This window comes from Photobacterium minamisatsumaniensis (assembly GCF_050336695.1).
Lineage (GTDB): Bacteria > Pseudomonadota > Gammaproteobacteria > Enterobacterales > Vibrionaceae > Photobacterium > Photobacterium minamisatsumaniensis.
The window spans coordinates 85434-108675 of sequence record NZ_JAKJSI010000031.1 but is presented as its reverse complement, the minus strand read 5'-3'; the positions used below and the strand labels follow the sequence as shown (position 1 = coordinate 108675).

The following is a 23242-nucleotide window of genomic DNA, read 5'->3' as shown; positions in this document are numbered from 1 at the left end:
ATATTATTATACTCGCTCTTATCATCAAACACCGGTCGTAGATATCTTTCGGTAGTACCTCCTTCCAATAACAAATTCTCATCAATTAACTGGTTTATCTGATAGTAAAATAAAGCCGAAACTTGCGGGTCTTTTATACCACCTAACTCCAAGATTAGCTCTGCTGACTTAATACCGTCAATAGCTCCTACAAGAGGAAACTTAGCAGCTGGTAATAGCCATTGTTGGGTGTTTGATAATAATAATACATCTTTATTATCAAACACATAAACATTTAAGCTCGGGTGCCATTTCAATTCTAATGTAGTTTTCATTCCCTTGATCTCACTACAACTAAATGTGTAACACATTAATTAGCAGATGCTTTCACTTCATAAACATCGCTATCATTAACATTTTGTATTCCAAAAAAAGTTTTCGCATTACCTTCCATCAAACTAAATAATTCAACATCGGATAATTCACTAAGTTGTGACGCTATATCATCAGTAGAAAACTGCAAATGATCTGGGTGAGGGTAATCACTTCCATATAAAAGCTTATCATACCCTATAATTTCAATGACTTGTCGCAAACATGGCTCTCCTAACTCGATGGTTACCCAGCATTGCCGCTTAAAGTATTCAGAGGGTAACATTTTAATATTGTCTTTAGTTAAGGAAGGAAACTCTGGATAACAAATATTATCTAGTCGCCATAGCCAGTGTGGTATCCAAGACGCCCCAGCTTCTAAAAAAGCAAACTTTAACTTAGGGTGCCTTTCTAGTACACCAGACTCTAATAAAGACAAAAAAGCCATTTGAATTTCCATGGAATGCGAGCATGCATGCATGGCAAAGTGAGAATTAAATCTATCTGTGCCGGCCGTCGCTAAACAAGCATGAGTACCGCCATGGATGGCTACGCTTATACCGTTGGTTTCGCAAGCACCCCAAAATTCCTCATAGTCAGCATGACCCAATCCCCTACCTGCTATTACTTCAGGTCGTAAAGTAATACTTTTCCAACCATTAGTAATAATACGATCAAGCTGAGCTAGCATTGTATTTGGATCATGGCGACTGAGCACGCCAACAGCATTCAAACGCATTGGCTCAAAATCACAATATTCTTTTAACCACCGATTATAACCATCAGCATATGCTAGTGATATATGAGCTGGCAGAGATTCATGATTAATTAGTAGCCCTGCGAATGTGGGTAATATACTCGCCCATGCTACTCCTGCTTCATCCATACTTTCCAACTGTGTTTCAGGAGCCATGGCATTTCGGCGTTCAAGCTCACTACTCTTACCCTCAAGGCATGCAAGTTGTAATTCTTCCCCCCATCGTAATAACACTTCATTGTCGCCAATCATGTAAATGGGAGGTAGCTTCTTCGCGGCCCCAAACCCGAGCCTTTCAACTCTTTCTTGCATCGCTTCTTCAGTATCATGTCTCAGTGTTATTGGATATTCAGCAAACACTGTTTCTTCAACATATGTCTGCCACAAATATAGTGGCTCCATTACATGTCTATCAGAGTCAAATAGTTCTATATTATTCATGGAAATAGTCCTATATTAAAAATAATCGCTAATTTAAGGACATGTAAACGGATACTGCATTCCATCTGCGTTGTATTGAGCGAGTGCAATAGCTTTAACAGCATCGTCTGAAAAAGATCCTGATTGGCTTGGTGGCGCTGGGTAATTAAGTTTTACCTCGTTATATAAACCACTCCAACACTGATTGGACCTATCCCATCTTGCTCCTTCAGGTGCTTYTTTAAATTTAATATTGAAGCCCCATGGATTAACAAAACCAATAAGACTGGTTAATGCTTCTAATCCATTTTGTTCTAGCTGTTCGGCAAAATTAGGCGTCGTATCACTGCCATCTTTTTCTTGAGTCGCCCAGCAAAGGCTAATCGCTTGTAATAATGCACAACTAAAGTTAACAAAATCTTCAGATAGTCCTTCACTATCACTATCATCTGTTGTCCCCATTAATGTGGGAAACATCTGATTGTAAGCAGCAATTGCATTAGAGTATTCTTCAGTGTCTTCCGGAGCTGGTGGTAAATTAATAATAAATTCATCATTTATACCAAACCAACCAGCTGTTGGACCAGGCATCCAACGAGTATTAAGTGGAAACCCGTCTTCTAAAGGTTTTGGAATATACACATAAATTTTTGCAGTCCAAGGAAGCGGCTCTTTATTTGGTAATAAGTCAGTAAATCCTTTCCACTCTAAAATATTATCCTCTAAAAGGCCATTTTTAAACTCCTCATCAGTCCATGATTTAGCTATTGCTTTTAAATATGCAGATCTAAAACTGACAATTGACTTAAATGACGATTTATATCCAGCAATAGTTGTTCCCATGATATCACCCTCTCTGTATTTAATAAGTTTTTTGTAATAAATTTGACAGGTGTTTCTTTGCATGTAATTTTGTTTGTTTATTCCCTCTACTCTCTGATAAATAAATAGCTTTATGTAAATCACTTTTTGCAAGTGTAAAATTAGGTTCTTTTTCTCCCAATAAATAACATGCCCTCCTCAAATAGAGTTCAGCTTCATAGCTAAAGTCACTATAACGCTTACAATCAAGTAAGCAATCATCGATAAGTTCAACTGCAGATAAATGACTACCTTGTTGAGCTAATGTGTCGGCATGCAATGAGGCATAGTACGGTATAAAAGCATTACAGTTCATTTCCTTTAGAATACTAACAATACTAATTGCACTATCTACATTATTTTTTCGTGTTGCCCACATATTTAATAAAGAAGCATACCCTTTGTAGGCAGGCAGGCTATAAGCATCTGAAAATTCAATAATCTCATTTGTGATTTTTTTGACATGTCTATTATTACCATGAAACTGAGCGACAATAGCACGATATAGTAATGCGATACATATTGAAGGCACATGCTCTAACGCTCTCGCACTACTAATTGCCTCTTCCCCTAGGCTGTTTGCTAAGTTTAGTTTCCCTTGATAGCTAAATATAATGCCAAGCATAGATTTGGCCCATGTAAACATATCAACACCAAATAAAAACACCAAATCTTTGTGTTCTTTCTCATCATACAAGCTTACAACCTTAGAAAAAGATGATATAGATTCTTCCAGGTTTGCGTCATTAAAATTAATGAACCCTTGCATGATATGTGCAGCCAACACCATACCTGATTCGTTTTTACTATTTAATATTTCTTGAACATGCTTATGTAAGCCAACCATCCCATCTTTTTGACCAACAACAAAATAGTACACAAAGGTCGAAACCAAGCTCCAAACTACGCTTCGACTATATTCTGATGTTTTCAACCCAACAAAAAGATGCCTTGTACTGTCAATATGGTTATAAATTTTATTATGACCCCAACCATATTTGAGCATTAAGGCTTGCATCAAGATCCGATTGATTTCAATTTTATCAGCTACCATCACATTTTCTGGTATATTTTCAATCCAAGTACAAACCCTATACCCCTGATAAATAGTCTCTTCTATAGAAAAATTTTCAAGTGAGGAGTTAGCTGAGATAATTCCATAATTAATAGCCAAATCATATCGAGATGCACTAGAGAAATGAATAGCCACCTCATTAGGGTGTTCTTCGACACGCATAGGGAAGTATTTTACTAACACCTCTGCTACTTTTAGATGTGATATTTTATGAGTCTTGCCATCCATACTTTCATAAGCAGCATCCCTAACCAAAGCATGCTTGAAGATATAACTATCGCCTTCTACTTGTCGTTGTTGGTAGATTAATTCAGCCTTAATTAACTCGTCCAAATCTATTTGCACTTGTGCTTCATCTTTACTTGATGCTGCTACGAGTAAATCGTAGTTAAAAGTGCGCCCTATTGTTGCGGCAAGTTGAGCGGTATCTTTTGAAAATTCAAGCCAATCTAACCTTTGCTGTAATGACTCTCTTAAACTGACAGGTACTTGGCTCTGTTTTTCGTTGTCGACAAAATCAACGATACCATTAACCTTATGCACTAATTTTTGATTTTGTAATGTTGACGCAAGCTCTTCAATGAACAGCGGAATGCCATCGGTACGCTCAAGCAATAGCGCCGTTAAACGTTGCGACAGAGGCTGCTGATTAAACAGAAAGGCAATATAGTCATTAACGTTCGCATCACTGAGTTTATCAATTTGAACTAACGTGAAAGAGAGGTCTTCCATTATAGTGGGGATCGCCTCCCGAGACGTATTTAGCCAGCTGTGCTTTCCATCTTTAAATGCGTCAGTTTGGACAATGAAATGGATAAACTCTTTGCTTGTTGGATCTGCCCAGTGTAAATCCTCAAAAATGAACAGATGCTGTTTTTTATGGTTTGCCTTCTCCCCTGAACTTAAATGTGTCTGACACAGTAATTCACTAACTACGTCAAACAACCGCTGTTTTTGTAATGCAGGAGACAAATTACTTAGCGCGTTGTTACCATCTACGTTCTGTTCGCCAGTAAGTAGGTTTAGCCATGCAGCCAAAACTAGCAACCCTTGCTCTTGGTGCTGCCGTAGCAAAGGGCTTTGTTCAATCGCTTGTGTTAATCGAGCTAGCTTTTGAGTATCAGATAAAGGCTCAAGGGCATATTTAACTTTCAATAATGTGAGAATAGGATAAAGCGCATTATTTTGATGCTCAGGTAAACACTGGGCAACCAAATGACGCCAATCTTCGACACGCTCTCTTAATTCGAAGACTAAACGTGACTTACCAATTCCGGCTTCACCCTGAATATGAGCAATTCTATATTGAGTCTCTTCACTTTGACTCTTATTTAACGCCGCATGTTCATCACTATCACTAGCAAGCAAATTTACTAGCGTTGCTATTTCTTGCTCTCTGCCAATAAAAGCCCTGTTTTTTTGTGTACTGCGTAAAAAACCAAACGCTTCTGATAAGCGCTCTGAGCGTAATAAATAAGGTCTATCTTCAACGCAACTTGCCAGTCTATTAACAGATGCTGGTATGATTAGACGCTCAAAATTGAGATAACTTTCTAGAATGAGTTTGACGCTTTCTGAACACACTATTTGCCCAGGCTTTGCTTGTCGACATAAATTCATAGCATCATGGGCAGCCTTCCCTTCGGGTATATTACCGACGAGACTTTGCATTAATCCTGCCTGCATACCCATCTGAATATGACTAACAATCCCATGGCTATTTTTTAATAACGCATTTTTCCGATTAAAGTTACTCACAATATCTAACGCGGCACGGCTACATAGCCGGCTATCGTTATCGCTTACCTTGGGATAACCGAAATAGAACAATAAAGTATCGCCTAAAGACCCCACATGAGTGGCACCGTAACGAACGGCAAGATCAATACATTGCTGCATCTGATCACTATGAAAAGTGTCAATCACATCCTGTTCAATAAGCTGCACAGCTTGCCCTTCAGATGGCAAAACCCCTGTTGTTAAAATAACACTCAGTACCGATATCTGTTTACGCTCAGTTAGCCGAGAATACGAAAAATGTCCGTCATTAAGTAGGGTTTCGTCATGCTGGTTAACCTGTGTAATATCACTGAGTTCAACAGCTGTGTGGTGATTTGATATAGGGGAAGAAGTACCCGTTAAATTGGTAAAATTAAGCTTTTGAAATTCATGGTATAACTCAGCAGTATCAACAGGCCTCTCATGTGACTTTTTGTTTAATACGCGGCGAAAGAAAGGCGCTGAATTATGCCCAGCCAAAACACCTAAGGGCACATTCGTTGGGCTTAACTGCTGATGGAAGATCGATGCGAGACTACGACCTGTAATTGTTGGTACACCGGTTAAACACTCTAAAAAAACCAAGCCCCAAACATATATATCCGTTTGAGCAACAGGAGGCTCTCCCCGTAACTGCTCGGGCGAGCTATATGTCGGCGTTCCTAAGGTTTCTTGCGTTAAGGTAATACTTTTATAATCTAGCTGTCGAACTTCATTCTTTAATGTGCCAATTCCAAAGTCCAGCACTTTAACGTGCGTTTTCGCTCCTACTTGATAGAGCATAATATTGGCTGGTTTTATATCTCTATGTATCACTCCCTTTTCATGTGCATGCGATAATGCATCTAATACGCATGCCATAATTTCCGCTGTATCAACAGCACTCAATGCACCCTGAGTATCTAAATGCTCTTTTAATGTACATCCATCGATATACTCATAGACAGCATAGATCAGAAAATCATTTTGCTGACCTTTATCAATAAGATGAACAATATTAGGATGATTAAGACGACGAATTAAATCAGATTCACGATGAAACCGCTCGATATAGCGCCGTTTCTTTTCTTGGTCAAAGTCAGGACTGAGTATTAAAAATTTTATAGCAACTAGCTTTTGGGTGCTGTGTTGAAGTGCTTTATAAACATGCCCAAAACCACCTTCGCCAATTTTTTCAATTAATTCATAATCAGGCGAGTTAAAAGTCGTTTCTACAGAGTATTGACTCTGGAAATCCATTCCCATTACATATTCTCGTTATTATGTTAATGATCAAATCTTTAAATTGGTCACCATTAATAACAATCCTAGATGGAACTGCATATTATCAATACCGAACTTCACCTAACGATAGATGCTCTTTATTGAATTATCAAATAAGAATAACTCAGGTAATTTCCTTAATGTGAATTGACACGCATCAAACTAACCATCAGCATGTAACGGGTAGCTTTTGCTGTCACAACGCACACTCTAGAACTAATTACCTTTTGTATTTACGGTAATATCTCAACACGTTAAGTCGATTTTGATACTTCGACGATTTGTTCATACAGCCAACGTTGAGCAGGATCATTCATACTCGGCTGGTGCCATACCAAACTGTAAGACACCTCACCGTAATTAAATGGCAAGGGTTTGGTTATTAAACCTTTTGCTTGAAGTGCTACTTCAGCCCACTTCTGTGAACAAGTAAACAGTAAATCGCTGTGCCTACACATCAGCGCCGCCCCGCCAAAGTCAGCGACATTTACTGCAATTTTACGTTTTTGATGCTGCTGCGCCAATTGCATTTCAAAAAATGGAACATTCAAATCATTGTCCATTATTCCAACATGCCCATAGCTCAAATAATTTTCAATGGTTAAAGGCTGATCAGCTAATGGATGGTCGGCATTCATTAAACAAACCATCTCGTCTTCAATTAGGCTTTCCCAAACAAGGTTATTGTGAGAGCTAGGTGGCTGGCTTTTATCATGGGGTAAAATAATAAAGTCTAATCGACCTTTTGATAAGCTTTCAAACCCCATACTATCGCGTGACCATATCTCCAACCGCATACCCGGTGACTGCGCTAACACTCTGGCTGTTAATTTAGCCGCAATAAGTTCAAACGTACTTTCACGCATTGCTAAAGAGAATCGACCTTGATAAGAAGCAGGATCAAATGCTTCTTGCGTTAGCATCTGATTCATCTCGTTGATCATTTGATGGACTGTTGGCCCTAACCGCCTTGCCAGCGGTGTTGCCACAAGCTGGTTACCATGACGATAAAATAACTCATCGTTCAAGTTATCTCGCAACTGGGTCAACGTTTTACTAACTGACGATGGGCTTAAACATAAGCGCTCAGCACTCGCTGTTACGCTCAGCGTATCAAGCATGACATGAAGGGTAATAAGGTGCTTCATGCTAATGCGCGATAGTTTAATTAAATCCATGAGATCCTTGTTTGGATTAGTTAGCTGCCAACAAAGGCAAACAAAAATGCCAGCGAATTATACGCTGGCATTTTATGAAATTTAAACTTGTATGGTATACAACCAAGATGCCTCAGCGAAGACCGTGCAAGAATTCCGCACGCGTTGCTGGGTTGCGCTTGAAGATACCACCAAGTGCTGTGGTGGTGGTCACACTGGTCGCATCCATTACACCACGCGCTTTTACACAATAATGTGTTGCATCCATAGTGACTGCCACATCATCGCTTTCCAGTAAGGTTTGCAATGCAACCAAAATCTGTTGTGTCATGCGCTCTTGCACTTGTGGGCGCTGAGCAAAGAAACGAACAATTCGGTTAATTTTGGACAGACCGATGATTTTTCCACGAGGAATATAAGCAACCGTTGCCTTGCCATCAATTGTGACCAAGTGATGTTCACAAGTACTAGTTAATGTAATGTCTTTAACTCGCACCATTTCATCACAGTTCATCTTATTTTCAATAACTGTGATTTTAGGGAAATTGGTGTAATCAAGGCCAGAGAACACTTCATCAACATACATTTTGGCAATGCGATGTGGGGTTTCAACCAAGCTATCATCAGTAAGATCTAATGATAGAAGCTCGAGGATCTCACGCATGTGATACTCAATCTTCTCTTTCTTCTCTWCGCGGCTAACGACTTTATCCGTCATTGGCGTTTCAAGGCCACGATCAACCAGTGCTTGGCGCACTTTCAACGCAGATTCGCTAAATGCTGTCATTTTATTCCTCCAACTTACTGGCTTGGATAAATTCTAAGTAAGATTAGAGACTTAGATGATGATAAATTATCCAAATACGCATACCAGCAATATTTCTGGACGCAGGATACCTGTAAATGACAATAATTACACCACGTATTTAATGCGGCATTAGTTATGGGAAGCTTTTTTTGTCATAATTACTTACTATGCAAAATATAATAAAATGATAAACGGATACCAATTATGGGATGTTGTGATACTCCGGGCTTAATGCCAGTTGAATTGGCACTAACAAAGATCTTGGATCAAGTTAAGCCATTAGAAGTTGTAAACACAGTTTCGCTTTCCGATGCGATGGGTTTTGTCATCGCTGACGATATTTGCTCACCAATAAACGTACCCCCTTTCGCTAACTCTGCAATGGATGGCTATGCTCTTCGTAGCGCTGATTTGCAAGTAAGCGATACATTAACCCTAGCGGGAAAATCTTTTGCCGGCACGCCTTTCGACGGGGTGTGCCAACAAGGTCAATGTATTCGTATTATGACAGGTGCTCAAATGCCAGAAGGCACTGACACTGTTATCATGCAAGAAGAAACCGAAGTCGATGGTGATGCCATTCGCTTTACGGTAAAACCACCAGAAGGTGATAACGTGCGCCCGATAGGCGACGATGTCCATCAAGGTGATGTGGTCGTAGCTAAAGGAACACGCATCACTGCTCGCGAGATGCCCCTGCTCGCCTCTTTAGGTATTGCAACGCTTTCTGTCTATAAACGTCCAACGGTTGCTTTTTTCTCAACCGGTGACGAACTCCGTCCAGTAGGCGAACCACTTGAAGCTGGTCAAATCTACGACAGCAATCGTTATGGTATTCGTGCGCTACTTGAAAAATTTGGCTGCGACGTAATGGATTTAGGCATCATCCCTGATAGCCCAGAAAAATTACGTGAAGCATTCGATACCGCAACAACAGCAGATGTACTCGTAACGTCAGGTGGCGTTAGTGTGGGTGAAGCTGACTACACCAAAGACATACTAGATGAGCAAGGTGAAATCGGTTTCTGGAAAATCGCAATGAAACCGGGTAAACCTTTCGCATTCGGTACCATTAAAAACACATGGTTCTGTGGCCTACCGGGCAACCCAGTGTCAGCCATGGTTACGCTGTATCAACTTGTGCAACCAATGCTGGCGCAACTTGCAGGGCATACTCAATATCAGCCACCACAGCGCCTAACAGCAAAAGCAACGTCAGTGTTTAAGAAACGTCCTGGTCGAGCTGATTACCAACGTGGTATCTATAGCATAAATACTGACGGTCAGGTTGAAGTGACGACAACTGGTAACCAAGGTTCCGGTGCGTTTAGTTCTATGCACCAAGCAAACTGCTTTGTGGTGCTAGAACAAGACCGCGGACGTGTGATGCCTAATGAAGATGTTACTATCGAGCTGTTTAATCATACTATGTACTAACCGAATGAGGTGAGAGCCGCTCTCACCTCCTTTACCTCACAGGAAACACCCGTGGTAGAACTTACCGATGCAGAAATGCTGCGCTATAACCGCCAGATAATTCTCAAACAGTTTGATTTTGACGGTCAGGAAGCTTTAAAAGCCGCTTCAATGTTAATCCTTGGTGCTGGCGGCCTTGGTTGTGCTTCAACTCAGTACCTCGCAGCTGCTGGCGCGGGTAAACTAACGCTTATTGATGACGACATTGTTGAAGTATCAAACCTTCAACGACAGGTTTTGCACAACGACAATACCGTTGGCCAACTGAAAGTCGATTCAGCAAAGCAAGCACTACAAACAATCAATCCAAATACGCAAGTTGAGACGATTGCGCAGCGTCTTTCAGACACGGCGCTAAGTACTTTCATTGAACAACACACAATAGTGATTGATTGCAGCGATAATGTTGAAACTCGCAACCAGCTAAACCGGTTATGCCACCAGCATAAAACACCGTTGATTTCTGGTGCTGCCATTCGAATGGAAGGCCAGATCAGTGTTTATACCTATCAAGGCAACGAGCCGTGTTATCAATGCCTCAGTGCCCTATTCGGCCAACAAACTCTAACATGTGTAGAGGCTGGCATCATGTCACCCGTTGTCGGTATTGTTGGTGCAGTGCAAGCGATGGAAGCCATTAAAGTTGTTGCCAACATGGGGCAAGCTTTAACAGGGAAGATCCTAATGCTTGACGCGATGACGATGAGCTGGCGTGAAATGAAACTAGCGAAACAAGCTAACTGTGTCGTCTGTGGGGGAAAGTAATCTTAGCTACGGCTTTATGCCAATAGCGTATTAATAACAAAAGGAAGCAATGCTTCCTTTTGTTTAATCTGCAAACATATCAAATTTAGGTGTCACCCTAACTTCTATTCGGCGGTTTGCCTGTCGCCCTGAATTCAATTGATTGTCGGCTATTGGGGAGTTTTCACCAAAGCCGAAAATACCCAAACGATCCTCATCAACACCATTATCAACTAAAAGGTCTGACACTGACTGCGCACGCTTGGTAGAAAGAATACGATTATACTCTTCCGAACCGATGCTATCAGTATGCCCTGCAATGAAAACACGAGATTCCGGTAAACGGTTAATTAATGTCGATAGCTGCTTTAATACATCCTGTGCTTCATAACGAATATCTGCGCTGTCGTGAGTAAAGCTACGATCACCTTTTAAGGTAATAATCACTTGATCACCTTTTCTCTGAACAGTGCCCACATTGTCTGGTATTAATGCTTTGGCTATTCTTATATTCTCCGTCAAAAAAGCATCAACTTTCTCCTGAGAAACAGGGCTCGTTGCCGTTCTATTTCCAGTTGACTGACACCCAACGATTAACAAAGACAACACTAAATAAAATACTATTTTCATCTTTAATACCAACGCCTTCCTGACTATTACGCTCCAAGTATTCACCGACTCTATCAAAAGTAGAGCGACCTTTTTATCTCAAAAAACCAACTATGGAACGACGTCACAAATAAGCTTGTAATGCGCAATTCGGTCCAAAATTACTGCGGCAGGCTTCTTCATCACTTTAAACTTGCAAGATGCAGGAACATTTAAAAATCAATTTCAGGAATAATCTTTATCGTTTGTTATCTAAAATCGAACTAGAGACTCACAACGACTCTTCAGCGTAGGATTTTTATTTATGCATGATCTAATGACTGTCAGCTTTACTGTATTTATGGGTTTTTTTGCCATTATGAACCCAATAGCCAACACCGCAGTGTTTCTTGGATTAACCAGTAGCCAAAACGACCAGCAGCAGCGTGCAACAGCCATGAAAGCTGTTTTATCAGCATTTTTAATCATTGCGTCATTTAGCTTACTCGGGAAAGGAATATTTGAGTTATTTGGTATTACTCTACCAGCACTCAGATTATCGGGGGGTATTTTGGTGTTTCTTGTGGGTTACCACATGCTACAAGGCAGCAGCTCAAAATTACACTCAAACAAATCTGATGAGACGAGTGAACCAAGTACCCAGCCCGATCAAGATATTGCTATTTCCCCCCTTGCGTTACCAATCCTCGCCGGCCCCGGTACTATAGCGACGGCGATGAACTACTCGGCGGCAGGTGGCATTATTAATATCTTGATCACAATTGGTGCTTTTGCCGTGCTTTGTATCATTACACTCGTTTGCTTTATTTACAGTCAAAAAATCGTCAGTGTCATCGGAGAAAATGGCATTAGTATTGTTACCCGTTTAATGGGATTAATTTTAACGGTTATTGCCATGCAAATGCTTATTCAAGGTGTACACGATGCAATATTCTTGTTTGATAAGCCAAGTTAATGCGAGTGTTTTCCTTCTGATCTGACTGTGACTTTGAGCCCATACATTCACAGCATCAATATATCTTCACTCCAACGTTTAAATGCCTGCTTATAATTACATCAAAAGCCAAAAAAGGAGGCAAGGATGCAATTATCAAGCATGTGCAAAGGGCTATTGGTGTCGATCCCCATCACCATATCCTCAATGAGTTATGCCAAGTTAGAAATATCCCCCAACACCGAGCCGCCAAGAGGTGTTGTTGGTGAAAAGTATCGCTGGAATATCCCCGTTGAATATGACGGGACTGGCGAACTAAGCTGGTCGACAGAGAACTTACCCAGCTTTATTTGGGTAAACAGCAACGGCGTTTTCTGGGCAAAACCATGGGCTAATCGAATGCCACCTGCAGGCTCTGAAGGTTACTACCCTGATGTAACGTTCACCGTGACAGATGGTACAGAAACAAGTACTTATGGCCCTTTCACTTGGATAGTGGAACCTAATGAAAATGCATCAGGTGCTTTAACCTACCCTCGAATCGACCCGCAAGCTCCAGCGCCAGTACTACCAGAAGTCATGTTAACTGACGAGCAAGCAGCCTCCTTATTATTTCAAGCGAGCTTTGGCCCCAAAATTAACGAGCCTTCACAAGTTAGCGCCCAAGGGTTTGAGCAATGGTTTAATGAACAATTGGCCACTGATCCAAGTTATCACCTCCCACGGTTTGATGAATATGTTGCCTATGGCACGGGAGCAAGCGCAGAAACACGCTACAAAGTATGGTGGGACAGAAGCATTAATGCACCGGATCAACTCCGCCAGCGTATGGCTTTTGCCCTAAGCGAAATTGTCGTTGTATCAGAAAAAGACGCCACACTAAGCCAGCAGCCCCGTCTGCTTACCGATTATTATGATCTATTGATTCGTCATGGATTAGGAAATTATCGTGATTTACTTGTCGATATATCACGTCACCCAGCGATGGGTTACTACTTAACATCGGTCGGTAGCCAGTTAGAAAACCCCTTCGAAGGGATCCGTCCCAATGAAAACTATCCAAGAGAGTTAATGCAGCTTTTTACCATCGGCTTAGATGAGCTAAAACCTGACGGTTCACCTTTCCTCGATTCAGATGGTAGCCCTATTGCAACCTATACAGAAGCAGATGTGGGTGAGTTCTCTCGAGTATTAACTGGTTGGCATCTCGCGGGTAATACCGATTGGTCTAATCTATCAGACGGTGAATTATTCATGCCGATGCAACCGAATGATAGTCGTCACGACAGTGGTAGTAAGCATGTTATGGGCATTAGTTTTGAAGGTGGCAAATCGGCACAGCAAGATTTAGAACTTGCTATCGATATGCTCTTTAACCATCCCAACACCCCTGTTTTTGTCAGTAGAATATTGATCCAGCGTCTAGTTATGTCGAACCCGTCACCAGCATACATTGCACGTGTGGCAAGTGCTTTCAGGAACAACGGCGAAGGTGTTCGAGGTGATCTTGCCATGGTCGCTAAAGCAATCCTCAGCGATGAAGAAGCGAGAAATAGTCAAGCTTACAAACTTAAAGAGCCCCTTATCGTCATGACCAACCTTGCCAGAGCAATGGCAATGCGTGGTAACCTTGATGGATATTACCGTGATATAGACACCGCAGATTCATACGGACAAATTCCACTCGGCGCACCCTCAGTCTTTAGCTACTACCGCCCAACAGACGCACCTGATGGTGCCATTTCTGAAGCCAAGTTAACCGCGCCTGAATTTACGGTTCTTAACGCTTCATCATTTAAAGCCTTCAGTAATATTTTCCATAGCGTCATTGGGCAGAATAAAAATTATGATGCCCCTGAAATCAACGAATCAAATAAAGTTGATATATCAACATGTTACTCCAATAGTAATGTATCTAAATTTGAGCAACAGATGGATTACTTACAACAGGCCTTCTACCACCGTCCTATCAGCGGCACGATGCTAGCTACTTATCGTCAGTTCACCGATTCAATTGGCGCGAATAATGGCAGAATTCGCTGTAAAGGCATGATTTGGCTAACGGTCACTTCCCCAGAATACTTGGTTCAGGAGTAACGATAATGAAAAGACGTGATTTCCTAAAAAAATCCCTCGCAACGGCTGGTGTACTTTCATTATCGACAGGTATTGGCATGCGGAATTTAGCCATGGCTGCAGGTGGTGATTATAAAGCACTTGTTTGCGTATTCCTTGCCGGCGGTAACGATTCACATAACATGCTGATCCCAACGCAATCTCAACGTTATGATGAGTATGCTAGTGCCAAAGGTGCACTCGCTATCGATAAAAATAACTTAATTAACCTCGCGATGGACGGCGACTTAGCTCTGGGTGGGCATCCTGCACTATCGCCATTATCCGACCTCTTCGCACAAGGAAAGATGAGTGCAATCATAAACACGGGTAATTTAATCGCAGCGGGTGATAGAGCAGCATTTGAAGCCAAAACCGTCCCCTCTATTTCACGGCTCGGTTCACATGCAGATATGCAAGCAGCAAAACGAAGCGGGTTTGTTGGGGGAGATATAGCAACAGGCTGGGCAGGAAGGTTACTGGATACCCTCGCCTCACCGGTTTATGAGTTTAGCCCCGCATATAGTACCGGAGAAGAAACCAACTTTTTGCTGTCTAGCAGTTACCAGCAAGTGCTGTTATCGGAAAGTGCCAATATTAAAGCATTTGGGTTAGCGGGAGGCCTAGAACAAGCTTTCAAAGATGACATGGCTGTTGAGCGCGTGAATATCTTTCGTCAACAAATTAACCTCATTAAGCAACAGATGTTATCGTCAGGCGCACAACTCGACCCGCTACTAGAAGCTGACCTAACGACAAAATTCCCTAAGTCATCTCTGGCTGATAACTTGTCATTGGTTGCCAAGGTGATCAAGGGTAATGCGGTACTGAACCAGCAGCGGCAAGTTTTTTATGTGATACAAGGCGGTTATGATACACACAATAATCAACTAGCGGCTCACGAACGTTTATACAAAGAATTAGCAGAAGCGTTATCCGCATTTCAAGCTGAACTGGATGTCTCGGGTCTTGGACCAAATGTTACTACCTTCACCATGTCAGACTTCGGTCGGTCCCAATTAACTAACGGAACAGGGACAGCTCATGGCTGGGCTGGACATGAATTAGTGATGGGAGATGCAGTTCTCGGAGGCCAGTACTACGGAAACATCCTAGATCTAACCCATGATGGTAACTGGTCAATCAACAATAATGGCCGGATGATCCCAACAACCTCAGCCGATCAAGTAGCCGCGACACTGGCTCAGTGGTTTGGTACTCCTACGGAATCACTGGATACATTATTCCCTAACTTGGTGAATTTCGAACAAAAAAACCTCGGATTTTTGAGCTAATTATTTTCATATTACCGCCTCTAAATACATTGAGGCGGTCTACTCTCAACTACCCGCTGAATTTATAAACACCTTCTTTGGTTTACGCATCAATACAATGTTGAGTTATCCTGCCAGCCATTTAGATTGTAAGTAAACACATTTCAGGACTAGACATCGACAAATAAAAAAGCCACTCGCTTTAAGCAAGTGGCCTTGATATTGATTATCGAATTTTTAACCGCCAGTTTCAGCGGTAACGATTAGTTATCGTTTAATCGAATACCTTCACGGTCAATGACAATGAGGCCTTTTTTGTATAGACCACCAATGGTTTTCTTGAAGGTCGCTTTACTGGTGCGGAATTCTTTAAAAATAGCTTCTGGCGTTGACTTATCATTCAATGGCAACGAGCCACCTTTACGCCCTAGCGTGGTTAGAATTTTATCCGCAAGATCGTCAACTTTAGCACGACCAGCCTTCTGTAAAGACAGGTTAATTTTACCATCTGGGCGAATTTCTTTGATGTATGCTTTTAGCTTTTTGCCTGGGAACAATTTACCGAACGATTCAGTTTTGAATAATAGGCCCCAATGCTCGCCTTCAATAACCGCTTTATAGCCAAGTTCAGACGTTTCTGCGATCAATGCCTGTACTTCCTGACCCACTGTATAGTTTGCTGGGGTTTTATCAAGGAAACGGTTGAATTTAGTTGAACCAACAATACGGCCCGACGCTTTGTCTGTATAGATACGCACCATGACATCTTGGCCTTCTTCAAGGCGACGGCGTTGTTCGCTAAATGGAACAAGTAAGTCTTTTCTCAGGCCCCAATCGACGAAAGCACCAATTTCACAAACACCAACAACGCGTAGCAATGCAAAGTCACCTACCTGCGCAAAAGGTTGCTCAGTCGTCGCAATAATTTCATCTTCAGAATCAAAATAGATGAAGACTTCGATGTTATCTCCCAGCTCAGTGCCTGCCGGAACAGAGGATTTCGGCAGTAGAATATTGCCAAAGTCTTCACCACCGTCAAGGAATACGCCAAAATCTACCTGCTTGACGACCTCTAATGTGTTGTATTGTCCAATTTTAATCATTTGTTTCGACACTCTCTGGGTAAATAAAACGACTGAACTTTAATAATCACTCAGTTGCATTATTGATGAACGCGCTTGCGATCACCGTATACGTTAGGCCGCGCATTATACGTGATGTTACTTCCGTGCGCCTGACCTATCTTCAATTATTTGCCTACTTTACACGCTAACAGCGTAACAATACTGAATTAACACTGCTATTAAGTGGCTAATTCATCTAAAATTAACTCAACTTCAAAGTATTGGCACTACCCTGCCAATAGCGCTCCTAAATCTCCGAGGTAAATAAATATAGTGATCACTGTTGAAAAAAAAGACGGACATAAACTCAAAATATCCCACGTCATTCAAGAAACAACCAACAGGCAGCTCGATCTCTATCTTTTCATCCCCGGTGAACTCGGCCTAAACAGCAACATTATTTCAGAAGAAGACTTCTTCCATAATGCGATTCAAGGTAAACGCACTTATTATAGTGATGTGAACCATCTTCCCCTTGTTCACAGCCGTCTCGCTAGCCGTGGAAAACTGTCAACTGAGCAATACCGCCTAAGTTTGAGTTTATATGCCTACCAATATGCTATTGCGCTAGAAAAAACCACGCAGCAATTACTTGATGATAAGCAAGAGCGTTCACTTGAAGAAGTTGAAGAAGTCGCTCAACTTACGAAGCGTATTCTTAAACGACTACGTCGTAGTGCCCCAACCGATAAAAAGCTTTATAAATACTATGAAAATGTTGATAACTACTTGTCATGGTTTACTGAACAACGCTTGCTTGAGTTAATTGCTCATCTACCGCGTAACAGTGATTACAGCGAAATAAAGGCACGACTACTGGAAACCTGCACAAACGAATCCGAACACCGTATGAAGAACAATTACAACTCTTCTCGTGCAACCCTCGATCCCACTCGAATGTCGAATAAAATGCGCCTGTTACGCAGACTCATCGAATACCCCGTCACGATGAAAGAAAAGACCGTTGAGCTGGGCAACAATACTCGAAAAGTCGTTACAGGGTTTGCTGCAGGTTTTGTGATGATTTTTGTCACGCTCATGCTGATAAAAGCACGTGGGGTGTTAGGCGACATTACGGCATCGTTTGTGCTAGCCATGTCATTTATTTATGCCGCTCGTGAAATCTTCAAAGACGATTTAAAAACAATGTTGTGGCGCTGGGTTAGAAAAGGAAAACCTAAGTGGCGAAAACAATTTTTCGATATCAATTCTAATCACCTTACTGGCCGCCAACTAGAGTGGATGGAATATACAAGCTTTAAGAAGCTCGATGAAGAAATTAGGAAAATTCGCAAACACAAGGTTTCGCAACGTGAAGAAACCATACTGCACTATAAAAGTACTACACGTATGTCTCCAACTAAGTTTTTAACTGGTTACGAACAAACACGTGAATCTATCATGCTTGATCTACGTATCATTACAAAGCTGATGGAGAAAGGTTCGCAAAAAATCTATTTGCTCAAAGATGGGCAAGTATCGAAGGAAACGGTAGAAAAACGTCATTTAATTAATTTGATTACGCGTGAAACCGATGAAGACAATACGGTTCGTGTACGCCGTTGGAAAGTCATTATGAATCGTTCAAAGATTGTTGATATAGAAGCTATTGAGCCTTAGCCACCAGCGCCTTATTATTACCCCTACTTTCTCTCCGTTGTAACCTGATGATAAGTTGATACGCTTAAAGAAGAGATAAGCGTATCAATGAGCAGCCAATGAAAACTCTGTCACAGTTAACGTTCAATAACACCTATAGTGCATTGCCTTCCACTTTTGGCACCCGCATTACACCTCAACCTCTTGGTGACCCATTTCTTATTAGTGTGAACAGTGAAGTGTGTCAATTACTTGAGCTGGACCCTACAGAGGCGAATACACCGTATTTTATCGACTTGTTTACAGGCAACGATGAACACCCTCATTTTGACCCAATAGCAATGAAATACACAGGGCATCAGTTTGGGCAATATAATCCTGATTTGGGTGATGGACGCGGGCTACTTCTTGGTGAAGTATTAACGTCTACAGGCTGTAAATGGGATATCCATTTAAAAGGGTCTGGCTTAACCCCTTATTCTCGTCAAGGCGATGGTCGCGCCGTATTACGATCGAGTATTCGTGAATACCTTGCTAGTGCAGCAATGGCAGGACTCGGTATTAAAACCACCCACGCACTGGCAGTATTATCCAGCTCAACGGCTGTTTATCGAGAAAAAATAGAACGTGGTGCCACGCTCATCCGTATAGCAGAAAGTCACCTTCGCTTTGGTCACTTTGAATACCTGTTTTACACCAATCAACATGCTGAATTACAGCAGCTTGCTAACTACGTTATACAGCATCACTTCCCCGAAATTAGCGAAGAGCCAGATGATGAACAACGCTACGCACTCATGTTTCAGCGCATTGTTGCACTTACAGCCAAGCTAATTGCTGATTGGCAAGCGGTCGGGTTTGCTCACGGTGTAATGAACACTGATAATATGTCGGTACTTGGCCTGACCTTCGACTACGGGCCATATGGTTTTTTAGACGATTATAATCCAGGGTATATTTGTAACCATTCCGACTATTCAGGCCGATACGCATTTAACCAGCAACCGAGTATTGCCCTATGGAATCTGTCAGCTCTAGGCTATGCACTAACCCCTCTATTACACAAAGACAAAATTGATGCAGGACTCACGCTTTATCAAACCCAATTACAGCGTGAATATAGCCAAAATATGCGTAGCAAACTTGGGTTAATCGCGAAAGAAAAAGAAGATACCGACTTATTTAACCACCTGTTTGATCTTCTGTCTCAGCAAGCCGTTGATTACACTTTATTCTTCAGGACGCTGTCTTCTATCCCACATTCTGAACTGCCTAATCCAAGCCATGCGATGACTGAATTATTCCACAACACCGCACCACTTGAACAATGGCTATCGGAATACGCTAAGCGGTTGGAAAAAGAGCCGCAACCTGATGGCGAGCGACTGGTGATGATGCAAAGCATCAACCCTAAATTCATTCTTCGTAACTACCTTGCCCAACAAGCCATTGATGCTGCAGAGCAAGGTGATAATAGCCTAGTTGAACAACTACTCGAAGTACTCGCAACCCCATACGCAGAACATACCCGGTTTACACATTTTGCCCAATCACCTCCCGACTGGGGCAAAGAACTCGAAATTAGCTGCTCATCATAAACATCATCATTTCGACTATTCACCAGCACTATAAGGGTGCTGGTGAGAGCCTGAATAAGCCTCGATACCTATTCTACATTACAGCCGAATGGATCTGTGCCAACATTTCTTTATTAACATCTGACGTCATATCAACACCTTTTCACCGATGTTAGCTACACTTTTGTACAATAACTTCAGTTAGCGAAAGCGCCCATGTTGGTATTGTTCAAGACCATAGCGATAAGGTGGCAAGTATGTCGGATAGCCCAGCGCACAGCTCAACGCAATCAGTTCAGGATCCCAAACACACCGCCCAGAGAATACTTGGCCTTGTCACTCAATTAGCCAAAGAGCTTCAACCCTCGCAACACACCACAAATGTGATCCATCTCGATAGCAAACTTGATCATGAATTAGGGTTTGATAGCCTAACAAGAGCCGAATTGCTTCAACGCACAGCGCAGTGTTTTACGCTGAACCTTTCCGATCAATCACTCGCCCGCATTGATACCCCAAGAGACTTACTCAATGAAGTATTGGCTGCACAACAAGTCCCCATAGCCCTACAAGATACCGTTGGAGAAATCAGCCTCGATACAGTCGATGCAAACCCTGATCATGTCATGACCCTTCAAGAACTACTAGATTGGCACGTTGACCATCACCCTACTCGGCCTCACCTTTATGTTTACCAAAATGCCAACGAAACGCAGACAATCAGTTATCAGCGTCTACGCGACAAAGCGCAAGATGTCGCAAAAGGGTTAATTGCGCATGGCATCGAACCCGGTGACACCGTTGCTATCATGCTGCCCACCAGTAACGATTACTTCTACTGTTTTTTTGGCATCTTATATGCGCGCGCAATCCCTGTTCCTATCTATCCCCCCGCGAGGCTCTCACAACTGGAAGATCACCTCCAACGACATGCCAAAATACTGAAAAATGCGGAAGCCAAGTTGTTAATTACCGTTACAGAAGCGAAACCGCTGTCACACCTGCTTCGACTTCAAGTGCCCTCGATGTCATCTGTCGTCACATGCAATGAGTTACACCAACACAACACGCCAGTCTATGTAGGCAACGCTACGACCAATGACATCGCTTTTCTGCAATACACCTCCGGTAGTACTGGTGTTCCCAAAGGGGTTATGTTGACCCATGCTAATCTACTCGCAAACATTCGTGCGATGGGCAAGGCCGTAAGAGCCAGTCCTGATGATGTCTTTATCAGTTGGTTACCCGTGTACCACGACATGGGGTTAATCGGCGCTTGGCTAGGAAGCTTATACCACGCCATGCCACTCGTCATTATGTCCCCCTTAGCCTTTTTATCACAGCCACATCGTTGGTTATGGGCGATTCATCGCCATAACGGTACTCTCTCGCCAGCCCCCAATTTTGCCTATGAATTGTGCCTGAATAAAATTGCAGACAGTGATCTAGAAGGCCTCGATCTTAGTCGTTGGCGATTATCATGGAATGGTGCAGAACCTATCAGCCCGCAAACCATGGCCAGATTTACAGCCCGTTTTTCCCAATACGGTTTTCGCCCAGAAACAATGTCACCCGTCTATGGCTTGGCCGAATCATCTGTTGGACTCACATTCCCTGCCCACTCCCGCCCGCCACGCATTGAAACCGTTCAGCGGCAAGTCATGATGCGTTCAGGCACTGCGGTAGCCGCTAGAGATGGCGAAGCGGATACGCTACAGCTTGTAGGGCTTGGGTTGCCGCTATCTGGTCATCAAATCCGCATTGTCGATGCGCTGGGCAACGAGCTGCCTGAACGTCAAGAAGGCGAGCTTGAATTTAAAGGACCATCATCAACATCGGGCTACTACCACGACCCGAAAAAAACGACAGAGCTATATCATGATGGCTGGTTAAAAACAGGAGACCGAGCGCTGACCATGGAAGGTGAGCTATTTCTAACTGGGCGAATAAAAGACATCATCATTAAAGCGGGGCGCAATATTTACCCCCATGAATTAGAGGCAGCAATCAGCCAACTGCCTGACGTAAGAAAAGGCTGCATTGCCGCCATTGCAGCAGATAATCATCAAACGGGCACCGAACAGCTGGTTGTTCTAGCCGAGTCAAAGCTCATCAATACCGACGAGCAACAACAACTGCGTCAACAAATCCAAGATCTCGCCATCAACTTATTGGGGATCCCAGTTGATGATATCGTCATTTGCCCAGCCCATACCGTACCGAAAACATCAAGCGGAAAAATACGCCGTTCTGCCTGTAAAACGTTATATCAAGACCATAACCTGAATGCATCACAGCGACCTGTTTGGCAACAGACGTTACGGATGGCTATCGCGGGGGTACGTCCCTCTCTCTATCGTTTCACACAACTGCTCCGCGATTTTTTCTTTGCTACTTACATGTGGTTAATAATGGCACTACTCGCCCCGCTAGTATGGTGCTTGGTGGCGGTCATTCCGACTCGCCACCAATGTTGGAAAGTAACGCGCTGGGGAGCTCGCACACTGATCCGACTAACAGGCATCCCCTTAACCATAACGGGTAAACATAACCTTCCTGCCAAGGGTGACGAGCCCTTTATCATTGTGGCTAACCATGCAAGTTACCTCGATGGACTGGTATTGGTTGCGGCGACCGAATTAGAACACCAGTTTGTCGCTAAAGCGGAACTCAAAGCGAACCCGTTTGCCCGCATTTTTTTAACCAAACTCGGCAGCCATTTTGTCGACCGCTTTGACACCCAACAAAGCCTAAAAGATACCGAAAATCTCAGCGCAAGTGCGCAAAGTCACAGCCCTTTGACACTTTTCCCTGAGGGCACGTTATATCGTATGGCGGGAATCCATGCCTTTCATATGGGGGCATTTCAAATTGCGGCCCAACACACGTTGCCCATTCTGCCGGTTACCTTACGGGGCACTCGCTCAATATTAAGAGATAAATCATTATTTCCTCGTCATGGGCATATAGACGTTATCATCAGCAAACCCATCATGCCCAACGGCAACGACTGGAACGCGGCCTTAGCACTACGAGCACAAGTGAGATCTGAAATATTAACATGCAGTAAAGAGCCTGATTTGGCACAAGAAAACACGCGTTAAGGCTCGAGACAACCTTTATGAAACGTTGTCATTCAACCAGAAACGAAATGGAAGCGTTTATTTGTCGGTAATTCAGAAAAAGAGTTAGACCTACATAGGTGATACTATCCGTGTGAGAATTACAAAACATCGCTATCTGTTAAAGTGAGATGTCGATACTTTGACCACCTCAACTTGCCTAGAACACAGCAGTGAGTGGATCACTGAGAGCCAGC

Annotated in this window: 16 protein-coding genes; 8 read left to right on the top strand and 8 right to left on the bottom strand. The window is 42.6% G+C overall.

Annotation, left to right across the window (positions count from 1 at the left end; translation table 11 throughout):
* From L4D78_RS17325 to folE, 6 genes are all read right to left on the bottom strand, one after another.
* Positions 1-314: hypothetical protein (locus L4D78_RS17325; RefSeq protein WP_428468101.1), on the bottom strand; the 314-nt coding region annotated here is incomplete at its 3' end.
* Between the two features lie 35 nt (positions 315-349).
* Positions 350-1549 carry an amidohydrolase family protein gene (locus L4D78_RS17320; RefSeq protein ID WP_428468100.1) on the bottom strand — a complete coding sequence of 400 codons (1200 nt, stop codon included), beginning with the start codon at positions 1547-1549 and terminating at the stop codon, positions 350-352.
* 33 nt (positions 1550-1582) lie between these two features.
* Positions 1583-2371 carry a BMA_0021/BMA_0022 family TOMM bacteriocin gene (locus L4D78_RS17315; RefSeq protein ID WP_428468099.1) on the bottom strand — a complete coding sequence of 263 codons (789 nt, stop codon included), beginning with the start codon at positions 2369-2371 and terminating at the stop codon, positions 1583-1585.
* Positions 2372-2390: 19 nt separating this feature from the next.
* Positions 2391-6488, bottom strand: coding sequence for a TOMM system kinase/cyclase fusion protein (locus L4D78_RS17310; protein WP_428468098.1), 4098 nt, complete (start codon positions 6486-6488; stop codon positions 2391-2393).
* A gap of 272 nt (positions 6489-6760) precedes the next feature.
* Positions 6761-7684 carry a LysR family transcriptional regulator gene (locus tag L4D78_RS17305; RefSeq protein WP_428468097.1) on the bottom strand — a complete coding sequence of 308 codons (924 nt, stop codon included), beginning with the start codon at positions 7682-7684 and terminating at the stop codon, positions 6761-6763.
* Between the two features lie 112 nt (positions 7685-7796).
* Positions 7797-8450: a GTP cyclohydrolase I FolE gene (gene folE, locus L4D78_RS17300; RefSeq protein WP_428468096.1), complete on the bottom strand. Its 654-nt coding sequence runs from the start codon at positions 8448-8450 to the stop codon at positions 7797-7799.
* Positions 8451-8675: 225 nt separating this feature from the next.
* On the opposite strand from folE, the gene moeA reads away from it, so the two are divergent.
* Both moeA and moeB read left to right on the top strand, forming a co-directional pair.
* On the top strand, positions 8676-9908 hold the full coding sequence (moeA, locus tag L4D78_RS17295; RefSeq protein WP_428468095.1) for a molybdopterin molybdotransferase MoeA: 1233 nt from the start codon (positions 8676-8678) through the stop codon (positions 9906-9908).
* A gap of 51 nt (positions 9909-9959) precedes the next feature.
* Positions 9960-10712 carry a molybdopterin-synthase adenylyltransferase MoeB gene (gene moeB / locus L4D78_RS17290; RefSeq protein ID WP_428468094.1) on the top strand — a complete coding sequence of 251 codons (753 nt, stop codon included), beginning with the start codon at positions 9960-9962 and terminating at the stop codon, positions 10710-10712.
* Between the two features lie 63 nt (positions 10713-10775).
* Here the strand turns inward: moeB and L4D78_RS17285 are convergent, their stop codons facing one another.
* Positions 10776-11321 carry an OmpA family protein gene (locus tag L4D78_RS17285; RefSeq protein WP_428468093.1) on the bottom strand — a complete coding sequence of 182 codons (546 nt, stop codon included), beginning with the start codon at positions 11319-11321 and terminating at the stop codon, positions 10776-10778.
* Positions 11322-11604: 283 nt separating this feature from the next.
* Here L4D78_RS17285 and L4D78_RS17280 point away from each other — a divergent pair, with 283 nt between their 5' ends.
* The 3 genes from L4D78_RS17280 to L4D78_RS17270 all read left to right on the top strand — a co-directional run bounded on the left by L4D78_RS17280 (position 11605) and on the right by L4D78_RS17270 (position 15644).
* Positions 11605-12255 carry a MarC family protein gene (locus L4D78_RS17280; protein ID WP_428468092.1) on the top strand — a complete coding sequence of 217 codons (651 nt, stop codon included), beginning with the start codon at positions 11605-11607 and terminating at the stop codon, positions 12253-12255.
* Between the two features lie 126 nt (positions 12256-12381).
* Positions 12382-14331 (top strand): DUF1800 family protein, encoded by a 1950-nt coding sequence (locus tag L4D78_RS17275; protein ID WP_428468091.1) that lies wholly within the window; start codon positions 12382-12384, stop codon positions 14329-14331.
* 5 nt (positions 14332-14336) lie between these two features.
* Positions 14337-15644 (top strand): DUF1501 domain-containing protein, encoded by a 1308-nt coding sequence (locus L4D78_RS17270; protein ID WP_428468090.1) that lies wholly within the window; start codon positions 14337-14339, stop codon positions 15642-15644.
* A 242-nt stretch (positions 15645-15886) separates the two neighbouring features.
* On the opposite strand, the gene L4D78_RS17265 is transcribed toward L4D78_RS17270, so the two are convergent.
* On the bottom strand, positions 15887-16726 hold the full coding sequence (locus tag L4D78_RS17265) for a CvfB family protein (protein ID WP_428468089.1): 840 nt from the start codon (positions 16724-16726) through the stop codon (positions 15887-15889).
* A gap of 294 nt (positions 16727-17020) precedes the next feature.
* On the opposite strand from L4D78_RS17265, the gene L4D78_RS17260 reads away from it, so the two are divergent.
* The 3 genes from L4D78_RS17260 to L4D78_RS17250 all read left to right on the top strand — a co-directional run bounded on the left by L4D78_RS17260 (position 17021) and on the right by L4D78_RS17250 (position 23027).
* Entirely contained in the window at positions 17021-18367 is a 1347-nt protein-coding gene (locus L4D78_RS17260) for a hypothetical protein (protein WP_428468088.1), read from the top strand.
* A 98-nt stretch (positions 18368-18465) separates the two neighbouring features.
* Entirely contained in the window at positions 18466-19944 is a 1479-nt protein-coding gene (locus L4D78_RS17255) for a protein adenylyltransferase SelO (RefSeq protein ID WP_428468087.1), read from the top strand.
* A gap of 236 nt (positions 19945-20180) precedes the next feature.
* A complete protein-coding gene (locus L4D78_RS17250; protein ID WP_428468086.1) occupies positions 20181-23027 on the top strand; it encodes an AMP-binding protein in 2847 nt (948 codons plus the stop codon).
* The last annotated feature ends 215 nt before the right edge of the window (positions 23028-23242 follow it).

Coding starts and splice junctions, on each gene's coding strand:
- L4D78_RS17255 (WP_428468087.1), top strand. CDS start 18,466: ATGAAAACTCTGTCACAGTTAACGTTCAATAACACCTATAGTGCATTG.
- L4D78_RS17285 (WP_428468093.1), bottom strand. CDS start 11,321: ATGAAAATAGTATTTTATTTAGTGTTGTCTTTGTTAATCGTTGGGTGT.
- L4D78_RS17320 (WP_428468100.1), bottom strand. CDS start 1,549: ATGAATAATATAGAACTATTTGACTCTGATAGACATGTAATGGAGCCA.
- L4D78_RS17305 (WP_428468097.1), bottom strand. CDS start 7,684: ATGGATTTAATTAAACTATCGCGCATTAGCATGAAGCACCTTATTACC.
- L4D78_RS17250 (WP_428468086.1), top strand. CDS start 20,181: ATGTCGGATAGCCCAGCGCACAGCTCAACGCAATCAGTTCAGGATCCC.
- L4D78_RS17265 (WP_428468089.1), bottom strand. CDS start 16,726: ATGATTAAAATTGGACAATACAACACATTAGAGGTCGTCAAGCAGGTA.
- L4D78_RS17270 (WP_428468090.1), top strand. CDS start 14,337: ATGAAAAGACGTGATTTCCTAAAAAAATCCCTCGCAACGGCTGGTGTA.
- moeA (WP_428468095.1), top strand. CDS start 8,676: ATGGGATGTTGTGATACTCCGGGCTTAATGCCAGTTGAATTGGCACTA.
- L4D78_RS17275 (WP_428468091.1), top strand. CDS start 12,382: ATGCAATTATCAAGCATGTGCAAAGGGCTATTGGTGTCGATCCCCATC.
- L4D78_RS17280 (WP_428468092.1), top strand. CDS start 11,605: ATGCATGATCTAATGACTGTCAGCTTTACTGTATTTATGGGTTTTTTT.
- L4D78_RS17310 (WP_428468098.1), bottom strand. CDS start 6,488: ATGGGAATGGATTTCCAGAGTCAATACTCTGTAGAAACGACTTTTAAC.